Raw genomic sequence first — 22541 nt, 5'->3', positions numbered from 1 at the left:
AGAACTCCCATGACCCGAGAAGAAACGGGCTTCCAACCGCGCAAGGCCTGGACGATCGCCTTTCTGCTGGCCTTCATGATGCTGGTCAACTTCCTCGACAAGGTGGTGATCGGCCTGGTTGGCGTCCCCATGACCAAGGAACTGGGCCTGACGCCCACCGAATTCGGCCTGATCGGCGGGGCCCTGCACTGGCTGTTCGCCGTCTCCGCGGTGATCGGTGGCTTCCTCGCCAACCGCCGGCCGACCCGCACCCTGCTGTTCGGCATGGGGCTGTTCTGGGCGGTGATCCAGCTGCCGATGCTGTTCGTCAGCTCGCTGTGGATGATCGTCGCCTGCCGCGTGCTGCTGGGTATCGGCGAAGGGCCTGCCTCGCCGGTGGCCACCCACGCCCTGTACAAGTGGTTCCCCGATGACCGCCGCAGCCTGCCGGTCGCCCTGCTCCACTCTGGCAGCGCCATGGGCCTGCTGGTGGCCGGTGCGATGATCCCGTGGATCAGCCTGAACTACGGCTGGCGCACCAACTTCGCGGTGCTCGCCGCCATCGGCCTCGTCTGGTGCGCGCTGTGGCTGATGCTGGGTCGCGAAGGCACGCTCGATAACCTGCGCAGCGGCCAGGCGGCCCCGGACACCCACCGCGTGCCCTATCGCCGTCTGCTCACCGATGGCAGCGTGCTGGGCAACTACGCCTGCCACTTCGCCGCCAACTGGTCGCTGGCCCTGACCCTGACCTGGGTGCCCAGCTACCTGGAGATCGGCCTGGGCATCGACCCGCTGAAGACCGGCCACATGTTCGTGATGTTCGTGCTGGTGACCACCCCGCTCAGCCTGTTCATGGCCTGGCTGTCACAGCGCCTGATGCGCCGCGGCATTCCCTCGCGCCTGGCGCGTGGGGCCTTCGTCTCGCTGTGTCTGATCGCCGGTGGGCTGTTCTCGGCGTCGCTGATCCTCACCGACCTGTCCGTCACCACGCGCATCATCACCCTGACCCTCAGTGGTGGCCTGGCCCTGGTGATGTATTCGGTGGGGCCGGCGATGCTCGCCGAGTTCACCCCCAGCAGCCAGCGCGGCGGCATCCTCGCCATCGGCAATGCGGTGGCCTCGCTGGCCGGCCTCTCGGCACCGGTGATCACCGGCCTGCTGGTCCACGGCGCCGGGGCCGACCACCCGGAGGGCTACGCCCAGGGCTTCCTGGTGTGTGGCGCAGTGATGGTCGTGGCGGGCCTGATCGGCCTGATCAGCATGAACCCGCAGCGCTCGCGTGAGCGCCTGGCTCAGGAAGACGCGCCGGCGCTCGGCTCGCGCGCCTGAGTGTCGTCACCCTCGCTGCGCTCGATCAGGCTGCCCCGCCAGCGACCGGTGCGCACCGCATCCAGCAGGATGCCGCGCACCAGGTCACGCATGCACGAGGCCGCGAACGACAGCGGCTTGTGCACCGAATAGGCGATGGACACGGTACGGGTGATGCGCGGCTCGACGATCAGTCGCGCAGCCGTCGGCTGGTAGAGTTCTTCCAGGGGCGGCCAGTTGCAGATGGTCGCCGCCAGCCCACTGCGCACCAGGCTGGCGATCCCCGGAGCGGACTGCTGCTCGTACGCCACGTTGAGTACCACCCCCGCTTCCATGGCGGCCTGCTCGATGCGCCGGCGCAGGTGCAGCACCCGCGGCGCCATGACCAGGCGGGTCGCCCCCGCCTCGGCCAGGGTGATGGGCGAGGTGTCCTGGCTGCCGGTCGAATCCCCCACCCAGTACAGGTCTTCGGTGAAGATCGGCTCGGCCGTCACGTGCTCCAGCTCCTCGGCGTTGGGCACCACACCGAAGTCCACCTTGCCCAGTTCGATGGCCTGGCCACCCTCGCGGGTGAGCCCGTCGCAAACGGTCAGGTTGATGCTGGGGAATTTCTCCGTGGCCCGGGCGATGATCTCCGGCAACAGCAGCGCCGAGGCCGTGGCCGGAATCGAAATGGACACATGCCCCCTGGGATTGCCCCGGGTCGAGGTCAGCTCGTCCTTCACCGAGTCGAGTTTCTGCACCACCGAGCGCGCCACCTCGTACAGCTGCCGGCCGGCATCGGTCAGCGCTACACCGTCATGCTGGCGCTCCAGCAACTGCATCTGCAATTCGCTCTCCAGCAGGCTGATCTGCCGGCTCAGGGCCGGCTGGGCGATGTAGGCCCGTCTGGCCGCGGCGGAGAAGCTGCCCGCCTCGGCGATGGCAATCAGATAACGGAGCTGCTTGAGGGTCATGCGGTTCTCACCAGGGCCATGCCGAAGCGTTATGGGGTCTATCCGAAGACCCTATTTGTGGGGTTTTTCGTGCGTCCCTAGTATCCCCGAAACGCGGACGCGAAGGGAGTTTTCGCAACGCAACATTACAGCCCGAGGCGCGACGAGGCGCCGGTTCAGGCGGCACCCGCCGGCCGTTCTTTTGCACTCGAATGTCGCCTCCCCCGGTGGATGAGGAACGCCCGGACATGAACCTGCCACGGCCTGGTTTCACCCCCATCGTCGCGCCGTACCTACGCTCTTTACGTCGTCGGTCTCCCCGGGCCGGCGGCGTCTTTTTTCGGACTGACATGCACACGCCCACACCCTGCAAGCCACTGAGCGAACGTCTGCTCGGTGGCGACGAACCCGACCCGCGCTTCACCCTGGCCAACGAGCGTACTTTCCTGGCCTGGATACGCACGGCCCTGGCCCTGCTCGGCGGCGGCATCGCCGTGGAAACCTTCGCCGGCAATGCATTCGAACCGCTGCTGCGGCTGACCCTGACGCTGAGCCTGTTGTCGCTGAGCATCCTGGTCGGCGCCGGCGCCTGCCTGCGCTGGCTGGCCGTCGAGCGCGCCCTGCGGCATCGCCACGCCCTGCCACTGCCCGTACTGGTGCCGCTTCTGGCGCTGGGCTGCTGCCTGACCGCCCTGGTCATGGTCGGCCTGTTCTGGCCCCGCTGGCATGGCTGACGCCTCGGTCGATCCCGGCCTGCAAGCCGAGCGCACAGAGCTGGCGTGGCGTCGCACGCAACTGTCGTTGCTGGTGATCGCCTGCCTGGCCCTGCGCGGCCTGGACATCGCGGTGACGCTGATCGCCCTGGCCACCGCAGGCGGGCTCTGGTTGCACCAGCAGCGCAGTTACCGGCACAGCCTGGCGATGCTGCGCGATGAATGCGGCCGGGCGCGCCCCTACCTGGTATTCGCCACCGGCCTGCTGCTGGTGGCGATGGCCACGCTGGCGATGTTCCGGGCGCTGACGATTCCCCTTCCCTGACGCCCCGTGCGTCGCTCGCCCCCTCTGTCGGCTTGCCGGCAGGGGTTTCACCACCGGAGATAACAACAATGAACAACCCTTCGGAACGGCCCCTCGCGGCCCCACACGTCCACCTGCAGCTCAGGAGGATGTGCCCATGAATCTTGGCAGAAAGACCCGCTGGGCCCTCGGGTTCACCGCTGCCGCCACGCTCGCCGGCAGCCTGACGGCCTACTCGGTGGTGCAGCAGGCCAGGGAGACGGCGCAGGCCTACCTGTTCGCCTACCCGCTGGTGCTGATGGAGCTGACCAAGCAGCACCAGCAATTACTCGGCACCACGGCCGTCAACGCCTTCCGCCACAGCCGACGCTTCCCGGATGCCCGCTTCAACAGTGTGGTGTCGCCAAACGTCGACACCCTGTACAGCATCGTGCACTTCGACCTGCGACAGGAACCGGTGGTCATGGACATCCCCGACACCACCGGGCACTACTACATGATGCCGATCATGGACGCCTGGACCAACGTGGTCAGCAGCCCCGGCACCCGCACCACCGGCAGCGGCGCCCAGACTTTCCTGGTCGCCGGCCCCTCCTGGCAGGGCGACGTGCCGCCGGGCATGCAGTTGATCCGCATCCCGACCCAGCTGGCGTGGATGATCGGCCGTATCCAGAGCCGCGGCCCCGACGACTACGCCGAGATCCACGCACTGCAGGACCGCTTTCGCCTCATGCCGCTCAGTGCCTGGCAGGGCCAGCCGCGCACCGCACTTGCGCCCGAGATGGCACCGCTGCCGCCCCTGCAGCGCGACAGGGGGCCGGACCGGCAACTGGCCGGCTGGAACCGCGAAACCTTCTTCACCACCTTCTGCCAGTTGCTGCAGGTGAACCCGGCCCGCCCCGAAGACGCGCCCATGCTCGCGCGCCTACGCGCAGCCGGTTTGCTGGAGGATGACTGCCACCTGGCACAATCCCCGCTGCAGCGCCTGGGCAGCCGGATCGGTTACGCCAGGGTGGTCGCCCTGCTCGACGATGCCCAGCGTCTGATGGAACAGGGCAAGACCTACAACGGGTGGCGAATCGGCTACACCCTGGGCGAATACGGCACCCGCTACCAGCAACGGGCGGTGGTCGCGAAGATCGGGCTGGGGGCCAACGCACCTGACGACGCCATCTACCCCAACCTGCATGTCGATGCGCAGGGCCAGCCACTGTCGGGCCAGCAGCGTTACGTGCTGCACTTCGCCGCCGACCAGCTGCCGCCGGCGCGGGCCTTCTGGTCGCTGACGCTGTATGACGAACGCCAGCTGCTGTCGGCCAACCCGCTGAACCGCTACGCCCTGGGCGACCGCGATGACCTGCACTACAACGCCGACGGCTCGCTGGACATCCATATCCAGCACGAACCGCCGACCGAGGAGACACAGCGTCGCAACTGGCTGCCGGCACCGCAGGGGCCGTTCAACCTGTTCCTGCGCCTGTACTGGCCGCTGCCCGAGGTGCTGGAACAACGCTGGCTGCCGCCCGTCATCGAGACCCTACCCTGAACGGGCAATGGTTCAGACGGCGCCCCCTGTAGGCGCGGCTTCAGCCGCGAGCTCGGCGGTCTTGGGGCTGACATTGATCTGCCGGCCCAAGAAAAAGCTCGCGGACAAGTCCGCTCCTACAGGGAGACCGCAACCGTCCTGGTTCAATGCCTCATGGCGTGACCAGGTTGAACTGCGGGTTCGCCTCGTCCAGGCCGCCGAGCAGTTTGAGCAGTTGCACGCGCCCGCCCTCGATCTCGATGCCACCGATGGTCGCTTCCTTGAGGAAACCGGTTTCCTTGAGGGCGATGCGGTCGAGCAGCGCCTTGCTCATGCTCACGTCGATGTCGGCCCGGGCGTGGCGCGAATCCTTGCGGTGGGTCAGCACGCCATTGCGCAGGGTCAGCGCGTACGCCTCGCCCAGGTCGGTGAAGCGCCAGTTGATCAGCAGGTCGCGGTCGGCTTCCTTCATGGCGTCGATGCGCACGGCCAGGTAATCGAAGAACATGCTCGGCGTCAGGGCCCGCACCATGTCCGGGGCACCGTTGCGTGCCCGGCCTTCGGCCACGCCCTGGCGCAGCTCGTGGGCGCCGCTCAGGTAGACGTTGCGCCAGGTGGCGTTCTCGCTCTGGTAACCCAGCTGCTCCAGGGTGTCGGCCTGCAGCGCGCGCGCCTGGGCGTTGTCCGGCTCGGCGAACACCAGGTGGTTGAGCAGTTGCGCCGCCCAGCGGTAGTCGCCTTTTTCGAAGGCCTGGCGCGCCGCGGTCAGCACGGCCTCGGCGCCGCCCATCACCGCCACGTAGCGGCGGCCGGCGTCTTCCGGCGGCAGCGGGTCGAGGTTGGCCGGGTTGCCGTCGTAGAAGCCCATGTAGCGCTGGTACACCGCGCGCACGTTGTGGCTGAGCGAGCCGTAGTAGTCGCGGCTGTACCACTTGCTGGCCAGGCGCGGCGGCAGCGAGGCCAGCTCGGTGGATATCTCGGTGGGCGTCAGGCCCTGGTTGATCAGGCGCAACGTCTGGCTGTCGAGGAAGGCATACATGTCGCGCTGATCGGCCAGGTAGTCGCGGATCTTGTCGCCGCCCCAGGTCGGCCAGTGGTGCTGGGCGAACAGCACTTCGGCCTCTTCGCCGTAACGCACCAGGGCCTCGTCCAGGTAATGGGCCCAGACCTTGGCGTCGCGCACCAGGGCACCGCGCAGGGTCAGCACGTTGTGCTGGGTGTGGGTGGCGTTCTCGGCCATGCACAGGGTCTTGAACTGGGGGAAATACATGTTCATTTCCGCCGGTGCCTCGGTCCCCGGCGTGAGCTGGAATTCGATGGTCACGCCATCGACCTCGTGGGTTTCCAGCGGCTCGACGATCAGGTCGGTCGGGGCGATCAGCGTGACCGTCGCATTGACCGGCGTGCCCTTGCCCAGGCCGGCATCGACCTGGCCGCGCTCGCCACGCGGCAGCACGGCGCCGTACATGTACTGGGCGCGGCGCATCATCGCCGGCCCGGCCAGCACGTTCTCGCTGACGGCGTGCTCGTAGAAGCCTTCCGGGGCGATCACCTTGACCTTGCCGGCCTTCACGTCGGCCTCGTCGATCACCCCGCGCACGCCACCGAAGTGATCGACATGGGAATGGCTGTAGATCACCGCGACCACCGGCTTGCGCGGACGGTGCTTGTAGTACAGCTCGAGGCCGGCGCGGGCGGTCTCGGTGCTGATCAGCGGATCGATGATGATCAGCCCGCTGTCGCCCTCGATCAGGGTCATGTTCGACAGGTCCATGCCGCGGATCTGGTAGACGCGCTCGCGCACCTCGAACAGGCCGGCGATGTTGTTGAGCTGGGCGATGCGCCAGAGGCTGGGGTTGACGCTGGCCGGGGCATCGTTGCCGTCGAGGAAGTTGTACGCCATGCGGTTCCACACCGGTTTGCCATCGGCGTTGCGGATCACCCCGTCGAAGGGTTCGATCAGGCCGCGCCGGGCGCTGTCGAAATCGGCCCGGTCTTCGAACGGCAGGCGTTGCAGCCAGGCCTGGTTGCGCTGCTGGGTGATAGCGGTGGCAGGCTTGGCCGCGACCGGCTGCTCGGCATGGGCCCCGAAGGCGATGAGGGCCAGGGTCAGGGCACTGAGGCGAAAGAGAGGCATGGTCATATCCATTGCTGAGAAAAATGCAAAATGCCGGCGCCCCGAAGGGCGCCGACTTTGGCGATGCGTGGTCGCCAAACCGGTCGGCCAGGCGGCTGGCCGCTACTTGCCCAGGCGCTTGAGCTGCGCCGGCGTGAACTCGGTCTTCGACAGGGTCTCGCCGTACTGCGCCTTGGCGGTGACTTCGTTGGTCAGGTAGTTGACCGCATAGCGCCCGGAGATCACGTCGTAGGTCGCTTCGGCCACGGTGAGCGGCAGCTGGATGTCATGCAGCATGGCGATGTGCGATTCGTAGCTGCGCCACAGCTCGCCGCGGCTGTCATAGATGTCCGCGGCCACGATCTGCCAGGTGTCCTCGTCGAGGTAGAAGCGGCGCTTGGCGTACACATGGCGCGCCCCCGGCTTGAGGGTGGCTTCGACGACCCACACGCGGTGCTTCTCGTAGCGCGCGTGCTCAGGGTTGAGGTAACCCGGCTTCAGCAGTTCGCTGTAGGGGGTCTGCTTGCTGGCCATGCGGTAGGCGTTGTAAGGAATCAGCATTTCGCGCTTGCCCTGCAGCGCCCACTGGTAACGGTCGGGCGCCCCGTTGTAGCCGTCGACGCTGTCGGCGACCACCTGGCCGAAGCTGTAGCGGGCGCTGCTGTCGTAGGCCACGGTCGGTGCCCGGCGCACACGCCGCTGGCCCGGGTTGTACTGCCAGGCCGAGCGCACGCCGGCCACCAGGTTGAGCGGCTCGTGCACCAGGGTCACTTCCCCGGCATAGCGCGAGGGCGCCGTGGTGCGCACGCGGTTGAGCAGCAGCAGGTTCTCGCTCGGGTCCAGGTCGCTGATGTTCTCCCGGAACACCGTCAGGCCGTGGGAACTGACCACCGTGTAGTCGCCCCGCTCCTGCACCGTCGCCGAGGAGAACTGGCGCCGGATCGAGCCACCGCGGTAGCGCGTGAGGTGGTTCCACATCACCTCCAGGCCTTCGGTGGGCTGTGGAAAAGGCACGCCGAAGTGGTAGCCGTCCAGGCCGTTGCCCTCGTCGGTGAGCGTCACCTGCTCCAGGTTCTTGCGGCTTTCATCGAGGTAGGCCTGGGGCAGCGTGGCACTGCGGTGGGTCGGATACACCGCCATGCGGTAGTCCGCGTAACGGGCGAACAGGGCCTGCTGGCCGGGGCTCAGCTGGTCCTTGTACTGGGCCAGGTTGGCGTTGGTGATCACGAACAGCGGCTGCTCGCCGGCGAACGGATCGGTGTAGTCACCATTGGCACTGACCGCCGCCACGCCCGGCTTCATGCCGCCGTCCCAGGCCGGAATGCTGCCGTCGGCGTTGCCCGCGCGTTCGGCGCCCACGGGGGTGAGCGGGCCGTCCAGGCGCGCCGGGTCGTTTTCCTTGGCCTGTACCAGGGTGCAGGCGGTCAGCAGGCCAAGGACGAGGGGAAGGATCTTGAAGGCAGTCATGGTCAGAAGCTCGCTTTGACAGTGACCGAGGCGTAGTCGCGGTCATCGATGAGGGAAAACTCGTTGGAGCCGAAGAAGCTGTTGTAGGCCAGCTCGAGCGAGTACTCGTTGCGGTAGTCGAAGGTCAGGGCCAGGCCCAGCGCCTGCTGGCCCTCCTGGAAGTTGGGGCCGTAGCCTTCGACGTCGTGGCGCCAGTTGACGGACGGGGTCACGACGGTGGCGGGGATCAGGTCCTCGTAGCTCAGCCCCATGCGCAGGCGATACCCCCAGGAGTAGGCGGTCATCACGCCGTGGGTGTTGCAGTTGGTGGCAGCCGCCAGCTCGGCGGCGGTCAGCCCGGCGGGGTTCTGTGCGGCAGGCGTCGAGCAGGGGGTACCGTCGGAGGTCGGCGTGCGACCGAAGGCACCGGCACGGCCCAGGCGCAGGTCCTGCGGGTCCAGGCCGCCGATCCAGTTGCCCCCCACTTCCGCCGCCCAGGCCAGGCGCTGGGCGCCGAGCACGTTGGAAAAGCTGTCGGCGGCGCCCAGGCTGAGCTGCCAGACCTCCGCGCGGGTATAGCCGTCCACCCGGCTGCCGCGGGCGGCGGCGAGCTCGGCCGGGGTCATGGGCATGATCGCGCTGTTGGCCTGGCCGGCGAGCAGGTTGATCAGGTCGGCGGAGTTGTAGCCCAGCGGCATGTTCGGGCGGTACGTCAGCTCCCCGAACACCGCGGTGCTGCCCACCACGCCGCTGATGCTGGCGCCGAACAGACGGATGTTCTCCGGGTAGACCGTGAAGTAATCGCCGGTATTGAGGTTGGCGCCGGGATTGCCACCCGAGTTGGGCGCCTGGCGAGCGATCACCCCGGACAGCAGTGGCGTACGGCTGTGGTAGTTGAGGTAATAGAGGCCGAGGTCGGCGTCGTTGAGCGACTCGATCAGGTAATGCATGGCCAGGCCGTACTGGCCGGTGTCGCTGGCCCAGTCGGTGGCCGTGCGGCGCAGGTAGCGCTCGGTGGCTGGCGCCATGCCGGGCGGTGCGTTGAGGACGTTGTCGATGCTGGAGATGTCGGTGGTGGAGAGGCCGCCAGCGATCAGCTTGTCGTACTGGCACCCTTCCTGAAGCGCGTCGTTGGTGCTGAAGAAGGTGCCACAGCCCTCGAGCACCGACGGGCGGAAATTGAACTGCCAGAAACCCTCGACACTGAGGCTGTCGGCCAGGTCGTAGTTGAAGGACACCATCTCCACCGGCAGCAGGCCTTCCTTGAGTTCGGTGCCGGGACGGTTGAACGCCGAGACGTCCAGCGGGTTGATGGCATTGACCCCATTCTGCAGGAACAGCGCCTCGCCCCAACTCAGCACGTGCTTGCCGAGCTTGATACTGAGCGGCCGCTCGGCCACCTCGAAGTCTTTCCACAGGTAAGCGTCGAGCACTTCGAAGCCCTTGAACCGGGCCAGGCGCTGCCAGCCGGCGTCGTCGAAACGTCGGAAGTCGCCATTGCCGGTGGCCATGGCATGGTCGTACCAGTACTTGAAGCGGATGAACGCGCCCTGGGAGCCGTCGTTCAGGTCGAAGTCGGTCAGCCCCTTGAACAGGGTCGAGATGGTGTCGCCCTTATCGAAGTTGAGCTTGCCGTCGTCACCGTTGTAGTTGGTGCCGACACCGACCTTGCCGATGCTGGCGGCATCCGCCTTGTTCAGCAGGCCCTTGTCGGCGCTCTGCAGGGACCAGCTGGTACCCAGTGACAGGGTGGTGTTGCTGGACAGGCTCCAGTCATCGTCCAGCTGCCAGGTGGCCGCCGAGGACAGCGTGGGCTGCGCCGCCAGCGCGATGCCCAGCGCCAGCGCGGTGCGGGTGAAGCCGGTGCGATGTGTCGAGTTGCCGATTGAATGGCTCATACAAACCCTCTCGTTGTTGTTGTCGGGTCGTGGTTGCAGGTTTCTGCAGGCAATAGCTGGCCCAAGCGCAGTGGCCTGCGCCGTTCAGCCAGGAAGGATCAGTGCGGCAGGTCGGCCAGGATCGCGTCGACCATGTTGTTGAAGGTGGCCGGGGAATCGATCGCCCTGGCAGCGACCTTGGCGGGACCGTCGGCGCTGGTCGCGCGGCGGGCCTGGTCAGGTGTGGCCGAGAGCTTGACGATCACCACCTCGCGTTGCGGGTTGATGTAGATTTTCTGGCCAAAACGCCCGCTGGCTTCCAGGGAGCCATCCGCGTCGTTCTTCTGCAGCCAGTAGTTGCGGTAGGCGTAGCCCGGGCGTGCGGGCCCCAGGTTGCCTTTGGCGAACACCTCGACGTCGCCGGTTTCCAGGAGGCTGCGCACGGCCTGGTTGAAACTGTCCCCCGCCACGTTGCGTCCCAGTTCGCGCCGGACCCATTCGGCGAAACGCGCCGCGTCGCGCAGGTTGCTGCTGATGCCGCCACTGGCCATCTCGGTGCCCAGCGCGTCGATCTGGACGTAGGCGTCCTCCTGGGCGAAACGGGACCAGATGCGCTGACTCACCAGCTCGCCCCAGTTCTGCCCGGAGATGCGCCGCAATGCCCAGGCCAGGGCCTCGGGCGAGCCGTTCTGGTAGAAGAACACCGGCTTTTCGGCGGCGCCTTCCACCGCCTTGGAGACCTGGAGGAACGCATAGATATCGGCGGGCATGTCGGGCCCCCGCGGAATCAGGCCGGTGGCGGCGAACAGCCCCAGGTCCGGCGGCACGTGCTCGGGATAGGTCACGGCCACCTGCATGTCCAGGTTCTGCCGCACCGTGCTTTCCCCGAATGGCGTGCCGCTGAGCTCAGGCACGTACTGGGCGAGCCTGGCGTTGGGGTCGAGCGTGCCTTCGGCGATGAATTGCGCCGCCAGCAGCCCGGTCACCGACTTGGTCATGGACGCCCAGATGTGCGGCTGGCGCGCCTCGAAGCCGTCGTCGTAACGCTCGAACACGATGGCCCCACGGTGCAGCACGATCAGCCCGTCGGTCACGGTTTGCTGCAGGTAGTCATCCAGTGCGAGCGTCTGCTCGCCTGCGGCGAAGGTCAGCGCGCCAAGGGGCCGCGACGAACCGGGCGCCAGCACCAGCGGCTGTTCGGAACGGGGGATGTTGCGCGTCGCTGACACTTCCCGTGCATGGCGCAACGACCAGCGCAGGTAGGGGGGCTGGAAGGCATTGAGCTTGTTCACACGCATCTCCACGGCAGGCGGAAACCCCTCCATGACACCCGGCGTGGCGGGACTCGCCGCCAGCGCCGGCTGCAGCGCGCAAAGCAGGGAAAAGGCAGCGCCCGGCAGCAGGCGACGAAGGCGGTTGCCGGGCAGGGTCGAGGATGAGGCTACGCTTGGATTCATTATTGTTGTCCCAGTTGCGAGTGGTCCTGTCAGGACTCCTGGGCCGATGCTATCCAAGCGTTTTCACGAGAACTAATAGAACTGTGCGATGCGGGGCATGCCGTTTTGGAATAGGCCGCCGGGCGCCGCCGTCTCCTTCCCTTTCGCCCTGTCCGGGCCTACCAGCCGCCCCCGCCGCCACCACCACCGCCGCCTCCCGAAGAACCGCCACCGCTCGATCCGCCCGAGGAGCTGCCGAACGACGACGAGGACGACTGCGTGGGTGCGGTGGAGGCCACCGCGGCGGCCCGGCCGAGGTTCGAGGACAGGCTCGAGCTGAGCGCCTGCGGGTCGGGCAGGCGGCGGCCCGAATACCACTGCGGCTGATAGCTGTCTTTCGGGGCACTGATCAGGCCGCTCTCCAGTGCCTTGGAAAAACGCGCGCTCCATTGCTGCTCGACGCCCAGCGCCATGGCGTAGGGCAAGTGCTGCTCGTACAGGGCGATGGTCATGGCCGGGGCGTTGGCGACCTTTTCCAGCAGCTCGCTTTCCGCCAGCATCAGGTAGTCGCGGTAGCCCTCAAGCTTGTCGAGTACTTCGCGACCGTGCAGGGTCGGCGCCTCCAGCAGCCAGCGAAACAGCACGCAGAGCACCGCGAAGGCCAGCACCAGGGCCAGGCTCCAGGTCGAGAGACTCGGTGTGCCGTTCACCATCATCACCAGCGCCAGCAGGCCGATGTTGGTGAACATCAAACCGAACAGCAGGCCCGGCAGGATGCTCAGGCGCTGGCCGGCGCGCCAGTTGCGCAGGCAGCGGAACAGGGCCATCACCCCGAAGGAGCCGAACGCCAGGACGAACAGCGAGAGCATGCACACCGCCATCAGGTCACCGGGCGCCAGGCCAGGCAGCACGGTCAGCGGTACGCCGAGCAGTGCCAGCACCGCGCCGCGCCACCATTGCTGGCGGTTGAGCCGGAAGCAGGCCGCATGGTAGTTCTCGGTGATGCTGGCGTGCAGCGCGTCGAGTGCCTTTTTCAGGCGTGGCTGGTAACTGTCCCCCAGGGTCAGGGCGGAGGCGCTGTCGAACAGCGCGCTGTATACCTTGCGCTCGCCAGGGTGCAGTGGTGGCACGGGTTTGCCGGCCGCCTTGACGGTGTAGCCCTTGCCGCTGTCGGACAGGTTCAGGGCGCGCTTCGTGGCCATCGAGGTGAGGGCCACGGTCAGTGCCTTGGCCGGGCTGTAGGCCATGCCGAAACCGCGGTGCCAGACGAACCCGGCCGCCGCGGGCGACAGCCCTTCCGGCGCCTGGAACAGGGGAATGACCAGGCCGCGCTGCGGGTCGCGGCCGACACGCCGCCACTGCCACAGGAAGTACCCCAGCAGCGCCAGCAGCACCAGGCTGCCCAAGGCCACGCCGGGGTTGTCCTGCAGCGCCCAGAGCAGGCGCTTGCCCAGGGCAGGCTGCTGAATCAGCCCCGCGGGCCAGGCCACGGCGACGGTGAATCCTTCGGAGGCCGCCAGCGGTGCGGTGGTTTCCAGCTCGATACGCGCCCCGTCCTGCGCCACCAGGCGGAAGGCCTTGCCCTGGGCGCCTCGCGGGCCGGTGTAGGCGTCGAACCGCAGCACGTTGGCACCGTCCGGCAGTTGCACGCTGATCCGCGCCCGGTCGATGGCGAACAGCCAGTCGTTGCCGGTGACGTTCCAGTACAGCTCGTCCTCGCCGTCACGGGCGATCAGTTGCCGGTCGGTGCGGTAGAGGATGCGGTAGGTGTGGCGGCCCGGCTGCAGCAGCTGGCTGGCCGAGCCGATGCGCACACGCTCGACGGCGCCCATCGACTCCAGTTGGTAAGGCTCCGGCTGACTATTGCGCTGCACCTCCAGCACGTCGAAAGTGACGCTGCGCTGCAGGCCTTCCAGGCTGATCATGCGCACCGGAAAGTCGCGGAAGATGCCGCGGCTGATCGCATCGCCCCGGGCCTCGACGGTGATCTGCTCGGCCACCAGCAGGCTGCCGTCGGTGTGGACCTGCAGGTCCACGCTGTAGTCGGTTATGCGTTCGTCTTCGCTGGCCAGTGCGGCCGTGGCCAGCCCCAGCAGGGCAAGGCACAAAAAGCGTGTGAGCCATCCAGGCATGTCAGAACTCCAGGGCCGGGGCGTGCCCCTCGCGGGCATCGGCGAGGGTGAAGTATTCGGCGGTGGTGAAGCGCAGCAGACGCGCCACCAGGTTGCTCGGCACCGACTCGACGAGGATATTGAGTTCGCGCACCGCGCCGTTGTAGTAGCGGCGGGACATCTGGATCTGGTCCTCGACCTCGCTCAGGGTGCGTTGCAGGGCCAGGAAATTGCCGTCCGCCTTCAGTTGCGGGTAGGCCTCGGCGAGGATCAGCACGCGCATCAGCGCCGTGCCCAATTGCGTTTCGGCCACGCCGCGCTCGCCCACCGTATCGCCTTCGTGGCGCTGTGCGGCGCTGCGCTGTTCGGTCAGCGCCTCGAGGGTGCCGCGCTCGTGCGCCATGTATTCGCGCAGTGCCGCCACCAGGTTGGGGATCAGGCTCGAACGCCGCTTGAGCTGCACGTCGATGCCGCTCCAGGCTTCGGCCACGCGGTGGCGATTGAGCACCAGGCGGTTGTAGCACCAGATGCCGTATCCCGTGACCAGCGCTGCCAGCGCCACCCCTATCCATTGCCAGGCCTGCATGCCCTCTCCCTTTTCTGTGTGCCGGACCTCATCGAGGCGCCGGCATTCTAGCGTTGCCGCCAGCCTGGCCGCGACCGCCTGGGTCACACGCGCGATTTTCCCTGACCCAACCGGGCGCAGCCGCGGTCAAAACCTTGCGACAGGCGGGTCGGGTGCGGCCGCATAGCCCATGGCGTTACTGACCGGTTTTGTCAAAAATACCCGCCCTCGGCGACGGTTCATCGTTGCCCTACCGACGAGTCCCCTGCATGCGTGAAATGACCATCGAACTGATACAGACCGGCCCCGAGCAGGCCGAGCTGATTCGCAACCTGTACCAGTTCTACGCCTATGAATCCTCCGACTGGGAACAGGAGGACGTGGAGGCCGACGGCCGCTTCTACATCCACGAGCCGCACTTCGAGCGCTACTGGCAGGAACCGCTGTGGAGCGCCAACCTGGTGCTGGTGGACGGTTTCATCGCCGGGTTCCTGCTGATCGAACAGAGCGAACTGCCGGGCGTCGACGCCCTGGAGCTGGCGGACCTGTTCCTGCTCAAGAAGTACCGCCGCCGGGGGATCGGCAAGACCCTCGCCCTCCAGGTGCTGAAGGAAGGGAGCACGGTCTGGTTGGTGCGCTTCTATGACCAGGACCAGGCGGCCCAGGCCTTCTGGGAGGCGGTACTGGAAGACCTGCCGCGCCCGGTGCAGACCCTGGGGCAGGACGACGACCCGCACCTGCTGAACTACCTCGTGACCCCGGCGCTGCACTGAGCCCATGGACCACCACGTCCAGCTCCAGGCCCTGCTCGCCGCCGACCCGCTGCGCCTGCGCATCCTGCAGCAGGTGCGGGACCTCGGCCTGCCGGACTGCTGGGTGGCGGCAGGCGTGGTGCGCAGTGCGGTGTGGGATCACCTGCACCAGCGCTCCCCTTCCCCGCTGCCGGACGACATCGACGTTATCTGGTTCGACCCGGCCGACGCGTCTGCCGAGCGGGACGCGCACCTCGAAGGGAGGCTGCGCGAGTGCGACCCAAGCCTGAACTGGTCGGTGAAGAACCAGGCGCGCATGCACCAACGCAATGACGATGCGCCCTACACCAGCGCCGCCCAGGCGATGACCTGCTGGCCGGAGACCGCCACGGCGGTGGCTGTCCGGTTGGCGCGTGAAGGAACGATCGAGGTGGCGGCGCCGCTGGGCCTGGACGACCTGTTCGGCCTGGTGGTGCGCCCCACGGCGCGCTTTCGCAGCGACAAGCAGGCGATCTACCAGGCCCGCCAGCGCGACAAGAACTGGCCGGCCCGCTGGCCCGGGCTGCGCTACGCCTGAGTCACGCCGGCGGCAGGTCCTCGGGGTTCCAGGCCACTTCCCACAGGTGCTGGTCCGGGTCCTGGAAGTAACCGGCATAGCCACCCCAGAAGGTCTCCTGGGCCGGCTTGACCAGCGTCCCGCCAGCCGCTGCGGCCTGCGTCATCACTGCGTCCACCTCGTCCCGGGACGCCACGTTGTGCGCCAGGCTCATGCCCGGCGCGCCTGCCTTGGACGGCGGCAGGCCGCTGTCGGCGGCCAGGCTGGTGCGCGGCCACAGGCCCAGGCGCAGGCCGGCCTGGAGGTCGAAGAAGGCGACCGCTCCGTTCTCGAACTCGGTGCCGACGATGCCGTCGGTGGGCAGGCCCAGGCCGTCGCGGTAAAAGCGCACGGCCCGGTCGAGGTCATCGACCGCCAGGGTGATCAGGGAAATTCGGGGTTTCATCGCGCCCTCGCAAGCGTGGTGTCGAGGCGATGAAAACTAGACCAGCAAGGGCCCGGCGACAACCGCCCCGGCCACCGCGGTGGCCGGGATGATAGGGGGGGGTTAGGCCTTGCTGGCGCGGGAGGCCATGAGGCGGCGGCGCACCACTTCGAGCACGCCCGGCAGGATCGACAGGACGATGATCGCCATGATCAGGTAGTGCAGGTTGTCCTTGACCACCGGCAGGTTGCCGAAGAAATAGCCGGCGTAGGTGAACGAGGTCACCCAGACGATGGCGCCCACCACGTTGTAGGTGGCGAAGCGCGAGTAGCGCATGCGGCCCATGCCGGCGACGAACGGGGCGAAGGTACGCACGATGGGCACGAAGCGGGCGAAGATGATGGTCTTGCCGCCATGCCGGGCGTAGAAGGCCTGGGTCATGTCCAGGTGGCTCTGGCGGAAAACCTTCGAGTCCGGGTTGCGGAACGCCCGGTGGCCGAAGGTACGGCCAATGGCGTAATTGACCGCATCACCGAGGATCGCCGCGACGATCAGCAGGCCCACCAGCAGGTGCACGTCCATCGCGCCGTGGGTGGCGATGGCGCCGGCCACGAATAGCAGCGAATCCCCCGGCAGGAACGGGGTCACTACCAGGCCGGTTTCGCAGAAGATGATCAGGAACAGGATGCCGTAGATCCAGGCCCCGTGCTCGGCGGTGAGCGCCGCGAGGTGAACGTCGACATGGAGAATGAAATCGATGATGAGGGTGATGAATTCCATCGGTAGTCCACACAGGTGACGGCGGCGGTGCCGCGTCACGAAAACCTGAAACCAGGCCCGGCGGTCCGTGACCGGCCGAGCCCAACGCGGCGCAACGATACGCCATATCCCGCCTGCGTGCCGGACTTCTTCGCCAGCTCATCCGCGTCCTCGTCGATCTGACGCGCCACGGCCAGGGGGCGCGCTCGAGCCCGATGCTCGGCGTCCCGCCGCGCCTGGAACCCCGATGACTGCGCGGGGACGCCACGGCCGTCATCATCGGATCACTTGTCCCGTGCCGTGCACGGCAGGCCGTCCGGCCCCTGCTCGCCCTGGCAGAAACGCTCGGCCAGGCGGGTACCGGGGATTTGGTCCAGGTGGTTGCGGCCCTTGGCGTCGCGGCGGACGTCGAAGGCGTCGTACGGCTCGCCGCTGGCGGTGAAGGCCCGCACTTCGAGGCGGTCGGCGCTCACGGCGACGGTCTGGTAGAGCTGGGTGTCCTCGGCGATGCGGTCCGGCTGGCGGTGCGCCCGGTCGTTGAGCCCGTACATCTTCGAGCCCACCACCGAGACCATGTACACCGGCCCCACCGGCGCCTTGGCAGTACGGGCCTTGGCGCTGGCATCACGCCCGGCTTCGTCGGTCAGGCGGCTGTAGCAGTGGTCGTGGCCCTGCAGCACCAGGTCCACCCGGTGGCGTTCGAAGATCGGCTTCCAGGCGCTCTTGAGCGGCTCGGTGTCCTCGGGACGGGCGCAGGTGAACACCGGCTGGTGCATCACCACCACGTTCCAGCGCGCCTTGCTCGCCGCCAGGGTGCGCTCCAGCCAGGCGGTCTGGCTGTCGAGGGTGCCCAGGTCGAGGGCCGAGGTGCCGTCCAGCACGACGAAGCGCACGCCCTGGTAGTCGACGAAGTAGCTGGTGCTTTGCGTGCCGGCAGCGCCGTTGTCGGGCAGCGGGAACTGCAGCGGGAAGTGCGGGCCGAGGCGCCGGGTTTCCTCGCCGCTCGGGGTCAGGTCATCGACATACTCGTGGTTGCCCGCCGCGGGCAGTTGCGGCATGCCGCCATAGGCGTAGCCGCCGGCCTGGTTCCACTCGCCCCACTCGTCGTCATGGCTGAGGGTCTCGCGCTGGGCCACCAGGTCGCCGGCATGCACCACCAGCGCCGGGTTGGCCACGGCACGCAGGGCCTGGCGAATGGTGCGCGAGGCGATGGCCAGGATGTCGTTCTGGGTGTCGCCCAGGTAGATGAAGGTGAACGGCCGCGCGGCCTCGCTGGCGGTGCGGAACTGCAGCCATTCGCTCCAGCCGGCCGAACCCTTGACCCGGTAGACGTAGGCGGTGTCGGGCTGCAGGTCGTTCAGGCGCACCTGGTGATACAGGGCGGCGCCGTTGTCGGTGTCCAGGCGCTGGGTGGTGCCGGTCAGGGCACGGGCCCGGGCCTCCAGGGTCGGGCCGGACAGCGCCGGGCCGATCTCCAGGTGCGCGGTCTGCTGCGCCAGGTCGGTGCGAAACGCCACGGCCATCTGCCGGGCCGGGTTGGCGCCGGGGGTCAGCACGATGCGGTCGGCCAGGGTGGACGCGGCATAGGGCGCGCCCGGCGAGTGGATCGGCGCGGGGGGTTGCGCCTGCACGGCCTGCCCGAGCAGGCAGGTGACGGCGATGGCGGCGGCAAGGCAGGTGCGGGACATGGGTGTTCCTCGTTGGGCCAAAGGGCGAGATGGCCGACAAGGAAACAAAGGCGAATGACAGTTCGGTTACGCGCCGGGGTCGTTTGGGCTCAGGGCAATTGCCCGCGCCGCGCCGGTTTTAAGCCTGGTTTAAGGCAGCCGACGGCCCTGGCCGGCCAGGCGCCTCTCGGCGCCCGGCGGGCGCCCGCCCAGGCAGGTCATTTCAGCTCAGGCCAGGGGCTGGCGACGGGCAGAAAATGCAGGTCAGGACGCCGGCTGGTCCGCGTTCGTGGCGCGCTTGCGGCCCGACCAACTGATCAGCGCAATGCCACCGACGATCGCCAGCACGCCGATGATCAGGTCCGCCGTCAGGGTCTCGCCGAGGAAGGCGGACGACATCAGCAACCCCACCACCGGCACGCCGAGCATGGCGGTGGACATGCTGGTGCTCGACAGCCACATGCTCGCGGCATTCACCGCACAGAAGCAGAACGCCGTGGCCAGCGGGCCGACGAACAGGGCGATCAGCCACAGGCTGCGCGAACCGTCGCCGTTGAACGGTCCCTCGAAGACCCAGGCCAGCACCAGCAACGGCACGGTGGCCAGGAGCATCTGCCAGGGCGCCAATTGGTAAGCAGTGGAGTCGCCCTTGCTGTGGCGCAGGTGCAGGATGCACAGGGCCCAGGCCAGGGACGCGAGCAGCAGCATCAGGTTGGCCTTGAGCAGCGCGGTATCGCCCCAGTCCAGGCTGAACGGGTTGAGCAGGGCGACCACGCCGCACAGGCCGAGCAGCACGCCCACCACCTGTCGGCGCGACACCCGCTCGCCGAAGAACAGCAGCGCCGCCGGCACCACCCACAGTGGCGTGGTGTAGGCCAGCACCGCCGAGCGCCCGGCATCCACCTGCAACATGGCGTAGGTGCCCAGCACGGTGAAGGTGAGCATCTGCAACAGGCCGACGCTGATCACCAGGGGCAGGTCGCGCCGGGTCGGCACGCGCAGGGTGCCGGTGCCCAGCTGCACCACGAACAGGCACAGGCCGCCCAGGGCGAAGCGGCTGGCGGCGAACCACAGCGGGCCGATGTGCTCCAGGCCGCTCTTCATCACCGGCCAGTTGGCGCCCCACACCAGGATCGCCAGCACCAGCAGCAGACCACCCTTGGTGCCCGTCGACAGCCCCCGCGACGGCGCGCGGGCGGCAGGCAGATCGGCAGTGCAGGTGGCGTGATTCATGGCGGTGTCCTCGCAGGGCAGGTGGCGAGAACATGCTAGGGCGTGGCGGCCGGAGAATTTCTCCGTTGTTGGCTGCCACAACGGCGATCTACAGGCTTATATTCTTCAAAAAAACCAATTTGGAGATAAATATTCTCATGCGTTCCCTGGACCGTACCGACATCGGCATTCTCAACCGCCTGCAGGAGGATGCCCGCATCACCAACGCCGAGCTGGCCCGTTCGGTGAACCTCTCGCCCACGCCCTGCTTCAACCGGGTCAAGGCCATGGAGGAACTGGGGCTGATCCGCCAGCAGGTCACGCTACTGGTGCCGGAGATGCTCGGCCTGCACGTCAACGTGTTCATTCACGTCAGCCTGGAGAAGCAGGTGGAAGATGCCCTGCAGCGCTTCGAGGCGGCCATTGCCGAACGCCCGGAGGTGATGGAGTGCTACCTGATGAGTGGCGACGCGGACTACCTGCTGCGGGTGCTGGTGCCGGATATCCAGGCGCTGGAGCGCTTCGTCGTCGACCACCTGACCAAGGTGCCGGGAGTGGCCAACATCCGTTCCAGCTTCGCGCTCAAGCAGGTGCGCTACAAGACCGCCCTGCCCCTGCCGCCCAATGGCCTGGTGGTGCAGCGCCGCCAGTCGTAAGGCAAACACCCGCGCGAGCCTGGCAACCCGCTGGAGCGAAACGCCCCCGGCGCGCCGCCAGGGCAGGCGCACCGAAGGCGACACCCGCCAGGTCAGCCCTGGCGCCAGGTCGCCGGCAGGGATAGATCGCCGGACGCCACGACCTGGCCGCCCTTGTCACTGCGGATACCGCCGTGGCCGTGGGCCCAGGCCTGACCGAGAACACACACCGAAAGGGTGAGGATCACAGGGGGCTTTCAGGGTCGTGTCCTCGCTCAGCGCGCGCCGTGTTTCGCCAGGTACTCGGCGGTGGAAATCACCGGCGCGTACCCGAAGCTGAGGGCCGCCATGAACGCCGCGTGGACGTGTTCGGCCGGCACTTTGACCCCGTTGAACTCCAGGTCGAGGGTGGCGCAAGCGTCGTGCAGTACCGTGGTGTCGTAGCCGAAATCCACCGCGGCGCGGGTGATGCCGTCCACGCACATGTGGCTCATGTTGCCGACCACCACCACGCTGTCGATGCCGTGCTGGTCGAGCACGTCTTTCAGCTCGGTTTCCCGGAACGAGTTGATGTAGTGCTTGAGCACCACCGGCTCCTCGGGCTTGTTGATCACGCTCGGGTGGAGCTTCGCCCCTTCGCTGCCGGGGCGGAAGAACGGTGCGTCGTTGCTGGTGAATTCATGACGGATGTGCACCACCAGGTCGCCGCTTTTGCGGAACGCGGCGATTACCTCGGCCGCCTTGGAGGCCGCCGCTTCGACCTTGCTCAAGGTCCACAGGCCGCCGGGGAAGTAGTCGTTCTGGATGTCCACCACGATCAAGGCTGTTTTGCTGCTCATGTTCAGATGCTCCAAAAGAGTTGATGCAGAAGGTTCGCGGTAAATCAGCTGCGCAGGAACGCCAGCATGTCGTTGCCGAGCTGTTCCTTGTGGGTGTCGGTGATGCCGTGGGGCGCGCCCTTGTAGATCACCAGCTTGGCGTTGGGCACCAGCTTGGCCGAGGCCCGCGCCGCGGCGTCCACCGGCACGATCTGGTCGTCGTCGCCGTGCAGGATCAGGGTGGGCACGTCGAACGTCTTCAGGTCTTCGGTGAAGTCGGTTTCCGAGAACGCCTTGATGCAATCGTAGGCATTCTTGTGACCGGCCAGCATGCCCTGCATCCAGAAGGCATCGATCACGCCCTGGGATGGCTTGGCGCCGGGGCGGTTGTAGCCGAAGAACGGGCCACTGGCGATGTCCTTGTACAGCTGCGAGCGGTCGGCGACGGAGCCGGCACGGATGCCGTCGAACACCGAGATCGGCAACCCGCCGGGGTTGGCCGTGGTCTTGACCATCAGCGGCGGCACCGCAGAAATCAGCCCTGCCTTGGCCACCCGCCCGGTGCCGTGCCGGCCGATATAGCGGGCCACTTCGCCGCCCCCGGTGGAAAAACCGAACAACGCGGCATCACGGACGTCCAAATGATCGAGGAGCTGAGCCAGGTCATCGGCATAGGTGTCCATTTCGTTGCCGTTCCAGGGTTGACTGGAGCGGCCATGGCCACGCCGGTCGTGGGCGATGACCCGGTAGCCGCTGGCAGCCAGGAAGAACATCTGCGATTCCCAGCTGTCGGCATTCAGGGGCCAACCGTGGCTCAGGACGACAACCGGGCCGCTGCCCCAGTCCTTGTAGTAGATCTGTGTACCGTCGCGGGTGGTGATGGTGCCCATGGCTCGTTCCTCTCGGTTGGCAGCGTGGCTGTTCGCGGCATGGCGATCGGCGGCGGATGGGCTGCCGGACGTCGCCGAGACGCCCCGCGCGCAACCACCCAGTGGGAGTAGCAGTGAGACCGCCAGGGCGGCGGACCCGAGGAGCAGCGTTCGTCGCTGGGGATCTATCGGAATAGGTAAGTCGGTTCCCATCGTTGCATCTCCAGTAGGTTTTCTGGACAAGCGAAACGGCGTAGGCAGGGAACCCGTCATCCCTCCTGGAACCTGACGGTTCAGGGCATGCGGCTGACGAGGGCCGAAGGACATCAAGTAGTTGCAACGACCTGCTGGCGCACGATGGACATCGAACGCCTGGCCACGCCTTTTGCAGGCAGGGCACGCAGGGACATCGCCGGCAGGACGACTCGCTCACCCCTGTTGGCGCCCGGTGTATCCCAAGGTCGACAGGCAGGGTCGGAGATGCTCAGTGAGCGTAGGCGAGGTTCGTGAAATATGGCCACCTTTCTCTGGTTA

The 22541-nt window shown here is 67.3% G+C and carries 21 protein-coding genes; 7 read left to right on the top strand and 14 right to left on the bottom strand.

Translation table 11 applies throughout. The features are described from left to right. Positions 1-9: 9 nt before the first annotated feature. Positions 10-1308, top strand: coding sequence for an MFS transporter (locus N5C28_RS22190; protein WP_279825527.1), 1299 nt, complete (start codon positions 10-12; stop codon positions 1306-1308). Here N5C28_RS22190 and N5C28_RS22185 read toward each other — a convergent pair. Further along, on the bottom strand, positions 1272-2243 hold the full coding sequence (locus N5C28_RS22185; protein WP_279825526.1) for a LysR family transcriptional regulator: 972 nt from the start codon (positions 2241-2243) through the stop codon (positions 1272-1274). The genes N5C28_RS22190 and N5C28_RS22185 overlap by 37 nt on opposite strands. A gap of 329 nt (positions 2244-2572) precedes the next feature. Between N5C28_RS22185 and N5C28_RS22180 the strand changes: the two genes are divergently transcribed. The 3 genes from N5C28_RS22180 (at position 2573) to N5C28_RS22170 (ending at position 4785) form a co-directional block, all read left to right on the top strand. After that, positions 2573-2956 carry a DUF202 domain-containing protein gene (locus N5C28_RS22180; protein WP_279825525.1) on the top strand — a complete coding sequence of 128 codons (384 nt, stop codon included), beginning with the start codon at positions 2573-2575 and terminating at the stop codon, positions 2954-2956. Then, positions 2949-3260 (top strand): DUF202 domain-containing protein, encoded by a 312-nt coding sequence (locus tag N5C28_RS22175; RefSeq protein ID WP_279825524.1) that lies wholly within the window; start codon positions 2949-2951, stop codon positions 3258-3260. Before N5C28_RS22180 ends, N5C28_RS22175 begins: the two co-directional genes overlap by 8 nt. A 136-nt stretch (positions 3261-3396) precedes the next feature. Then, positions 3397-4785 carry a DUF1254 domain-containing protein gene (locus N5C28_RS22170; RefSeq protein WP_279825523.1) on the top strand — a complete coding sequence of 463 codons (1389 nt, stop codon included), beginning with the start codon at positions 3397-3399 and terminating at the stop codon, positions 4783-4785. A 151-nt stretch (positions 4786-4936) separates the two neighbouring features. On the opposite strand, the gene N5C28_RS22165 is transcribed toward N5C28_RS22170, so the two are convergent. The 6 genes from N5C28_RS22165 to N5C28_RS22140 all read right to left on the bottom strand — a co-directional run bounded on the left by N5C28_RS22165 (position 4937) and on the right by N5C28_RS22140 (position 14336). Next, a complete protein-coding gene (locus N5C28_RS22165) occupies positions 4937-6901 on the bottom strand; it encodes an alkyl sulfatase dimerization domain-containing protein (RefSeq protein ID WP_279825522.1) in 1965 nt (654 codons plus the stop codon). A 102-nt stretch (positions 6902-7003) separates the two neighbouring features. Then, entirely contained in the window at positions 7004-8347 is a 1344-nt protein-coding gene (locus N5C28_RS22160) for a DUF1329 domain-containing protein (RefSeq protein WP_279825521.1), read from the bottom strand. Between the two features lie 2 nt (positions 8348-8349). Then, complete coding sequence (locus N5C28_RS22155; RefSeq protein WP_279825520.1) at positions 8350-10224, bottom strand: DUF1302 domain-containing protein; 1875 nt, start codon at positions 10222-10224, stop codon at positions 8350-8352. A 98-nt stretch (positions 10225-10322) separates the two neighbouring features. Continuing rightward, on the bottom strand, positions 10323-11660 hold the full coding sequence (locus N5C28_RS22150) for a serine hydrolase (RefSeq protein ID WP_279825519.1): 1338 nt from the start codon (positions 11658-11660) through the stop codon (positions 10323-10325). Between the two features lie 158 nt (positions 11661-11818). Further along, complete coding sequence (locus N5C28_RS22145) at positions 11819-13771, bottom strand: DUF2207 domain-containing protein (protein WP_279825518.1); 1953 nt, start codon at positions 13769-13771, stop codon at positions 11819-11821. Between the two features lies 1 nt (position 13772). Further along, a complete protein-coding gene (locus tag N5C28_RS22140) occupies positions 13773-14336 on the bottom strand; it encodes a LemA family protein (protein ID WP_279825517.1) in 564 nt (187 codons plus the stop codon). A 248-nt stretch (positions 14337-14584) separates the two neighbouring features. Here N5C28_RS22140 and N5C28_RS22135 point away from each other — a divergent pair, with 248 nt between their 5' ends. Together N5C28_RS22135 and N5C28_RS22130 are read left to right on the top strand one after the other, a co-directional pair. Beyond that, on the top strand, positions 14585-15088 hold the full coding sequence (locus tag N5C28_RS22135; protein WP_279825516.1) for a GNAT family N-acetyltransferase: 504 nt from the start codon (positions 14585-14587) through the stop codon (positions 15086-15088). 4 nt (positions 15089-15092) lie between these two features. Further along, complete coding sequence (locus tag N5C28_RS22130) at positions 15093-15644, top strand: nucleotidyltransferase family protein (protein WP_279825515.1); 552 nt, start codon at positions 15093-15095, stop codon at positions 15642-15644. 1 nt (position 15645) lies between these two features. Here N5C28_RS22130 and N5C28_RS22125 read toward each other — a convergent pair whose 3' ends face one another. From N5C28_RS22125 to N5C28_RS22110, 4 genes are all read right to left on the bottom strand, one after another. Next, a complete protein-coding gene (locus tag N5C28_RS22125; protein WP_279825514.1) occupies positions 15646-16068 on the bottom strand; it encodes a VOC family protein in 423 nt (140 codons plus the stop codon). A gap of 102 nt (positions 16069-16170) precedes the next feature. Then, entirely contained in the window at positions 16171-16827 is a 657-nt protein-coding gene (locus N5C28_RS22120; RefSeq protein ID WP_279825513.1) for a DedA family protein, read from the bottom strand. A 263-nt stretch (positions 16828-17090) separates the two neighbouring features. After that, positions 17091-18494: a metallophosphoesterase family protein gene (locus N5C28_RS22115; RefSeq protein WP_279825512.1), complete on the bottom strand. Its 1404-nt coding sequence runs from the start codon at positions 18492-18494 to the stop codon at positions 17091-17093. Positions 18495-18737: 243 nt separating this feature from the next. Further along, entirely contained in the window at positions 18738-19706 is a 969-nt protein-coding gene (locus tag N5C28_RS22110) for a DMT family transporter (protein ID WP_279825511.1), read from the bottom strand. Positions 19707-19843: 137 nt separating this feature from the next. Between N5C28_RS22110 and bkdR the strand changes: the two genes are divergently transcribed. Continuing rightward, the gene (gene bkdR / locus N5C28_RS22105; RefSeq protein WP_279825510.1) at positions 19844-20341 is read left to right on the top strand and encodes a Bkd operon transcriptional regulator BkdR; all 498 of its coding nucleotides are present in this window, start codon (positions 19844-19846) and stop codon (positions 20339-20341) included. A 92-nt stretch (positions 20342-20433) separates the two neighbouring features. Here bkdR and N5C28_RS22100 read toward each other — a convergent pair whose 3' ends face one another. From N5C28_RS22100 to N5C28_RS22090, 3 genes are read right to left on the bottom strand one after another with little or no spacing between them, the layout of a single operon-like run. Continuing rightward, a complete protein-coding gene (locus tag N5C28_RS22100) occupies positions 20434-20568 on the bottom strand; it encodes a hypothetical protein (protein ID WP_279825509.1) in 135 nt (44 codons plus the stop codon). A 27-nt stretch (positions 20569-20595) separates the two neighbouring features. After that, positions 20596-21159, bottom strand: a complete 564-nt coding sequence (locus N5C28_RS22095) for a cysteine hydrolase family protein (RefSeq protein WP_279825508.1) — start codon at positions 21157-21159, stop codon at positions 20596-20598. A 44-nt stretch (positions 21160-21203) separates the two neighbouring features. After that, positions 21204-22028 carry an alpha/beta hydrolase gene (locus N5C28_RS22090; protein ID WP_279825507.1) on the bottom strand — a complete coding sequence of 275 codons (825 nt, stop codon included), beginning with the start codon at positions 22026-22028 and terminating at the stop codon, positions 21204-21206. Between the last annotated feature and the right edge of the window lie 513 nt (positions 22029-22541).

Source organism: Pseudomonas sp. GD03944 (assembly GCF_029839275.1).
In the GTDB taxonomy this organism is placed as follows: domain Bacteria; phylum Pseudomonadota; class Gammaproteobacteria; order Pseudomonadales; family Pseudomonadaceae; genus Aquipseudomonas.
This window is presented reverse-complemented; position numbering and strand designations above follow the sequence as displayed.

What these genes read in the sequence shown, in the direction of transcription:
- bkdR (WP_279825510.1), top strand. Translation starts at nt 19,844, where the DNA reads ATGCGTTCCCTGGACCGTACCGACATCGGCATTCTCAACCGCCTGCAG.
- N5C28_RS22120 (WP_279825513.1), bottom strand. Translation starts at nt 16,827, where the DNA reads ATGGAATTCATCACCCTCATCATCGATTTCATTCTCCATGTCGACGTT.
- N5C28_RS22090 (WP_279825507.1), bottom strand. Translation starts at nt 22,028, where the DNA reads ATGGGCACCATCACCACCCGCGACGGTACACAGATCTACTACAAGGAC.
- N5C28_RS22150 (WP_279825519.1), bottom strand. Translation starts at nt 11,660, where the DNA reads ATGAATCCAAGCGTAGCCTCATCCTCGACCCTGCCCGGCAACCGCCTT.
- N5C28_RS22130 (WP_279825515.1), top strand. Translation starts at nt 15,093, where the DNA reads ATGGACCACCACGTCCAGCTCCAGGCCCTGCTCGCCGCCGACCCGCTG.
- N5C28_RS22190 (WP_279825527.1), top strand. Translation starts at nt 10, where the DNA reads ATGACCCGAGAAGAAACGGGCTTCCAACCGCGCAAGGCCTGGACGATC.
- N5C28_RS22135 (WP_279825516.1), top strand. Translation starts at nt 14,585, where the DNA reads ATGCGTGAAATGACCATCGAACTGATACAGACCGGCCCCGAGCAGGCC.
- N5C28_RS22165 (WP_279825522.1), bottom strand. Translation starts at nt 6,901, where the DNA reads ATGCCTCTCTTTCGCCTCAGTGCCCTGACCCTGGCCCTCATCGCCTTC.
- N5C28_RS22180 (WP_279825525.1), top strand. Translation starts at nt 2,573, where the DNA reads ATGCACACGCCCACACCCTGCAAGCCACTGAGCGAACGTCTGCTCGGT.
- N5C28_RS22115 (WP_279825512.1), bottom strand. Translation starts at nt 18,494, where the DNA reads ATGTCCCGCACCTGCCTTGCCGCCGCCATCGCCGTCACCTGCCTGCTC.
- N5C28_RS22175 (WP_279825524.1), top strand. Translation starts at nt 2,949, where the DNA reads ATGGCTGACGCCTCGGTCGATCCCGGCCTGCAAGCCGAGCGCACAGAG.
- N5C28_RS22095 (WP_279825508.1), bottom strand. Translation starts at nt 21,159, where the DNA reads ATGAGCAGCAAAACAGCCTTGATCGTGGTGGACATCCAGAACGACTAC.
- N5C28_RS22170 (WP_279825523.1), top strand. Translation starts at nt 3,397, where the DNA reads ATGAATCTTGGCAGAAAGACCCGCTGGGCCCTCGGGTTCACCGCTGCC.
- N5C28_RS22110 (WP_279825511.1), bottom strand. Translation starts at nt 19,706, where the DNA reads ATGAATCACGCCACCTGCACTGCCGATCTGCCTGCCGCCCGCGCGCCG.
- N5C28_RS22185 (WP_279825526.1), bottom strand. Translation starts at nt 2,243, where the DNA reads ATGACCCTCAAGCAGCTCCGTTATCTGATTGCCATCGCCGAGGCGGGC.
- N5C28_RS22145 (WP_279825518.1), bottom strand. Translation starts at nt 13,771, where the DNA reads ATGCCTGGATGGCTCACACGCTTTTTGTGCCTTGCCCTGCTGGGGCTG.
- N5C28_RS22155 (WP_279825520.1), bottom strand. Translation starts at nt 10,224, where the DNA reads ATGAGCCATTCAATCGGCAACTCGACACATCGCACCGGCTTCACCCGC.
- N5C28_RS22125 (WP_279825514.1), bottom strand. Translation starts at nt 16,068, where the DNA reads ATGAAACCCCGAATTTCCCTGATCACCCTGGCGGTCGATGACCTCGAC.
- N5C28_RS22160 (WP_279825521.1), bottom strand. Translation starts at nt 8,347, where the DNA reads ATGACTGCCTTCAAGATCCTTCCCCTCGTCCTTGGCCTGCTGACCGCC.
- N5C28_RS22140 (WP_279825517.1), bottom strand. Translation starts at nt 14,336, where the DNA reads ATGCAGGCCTGGCAATGGATAGGGGTGGCGCTGGCAGCGCTGGTCACG.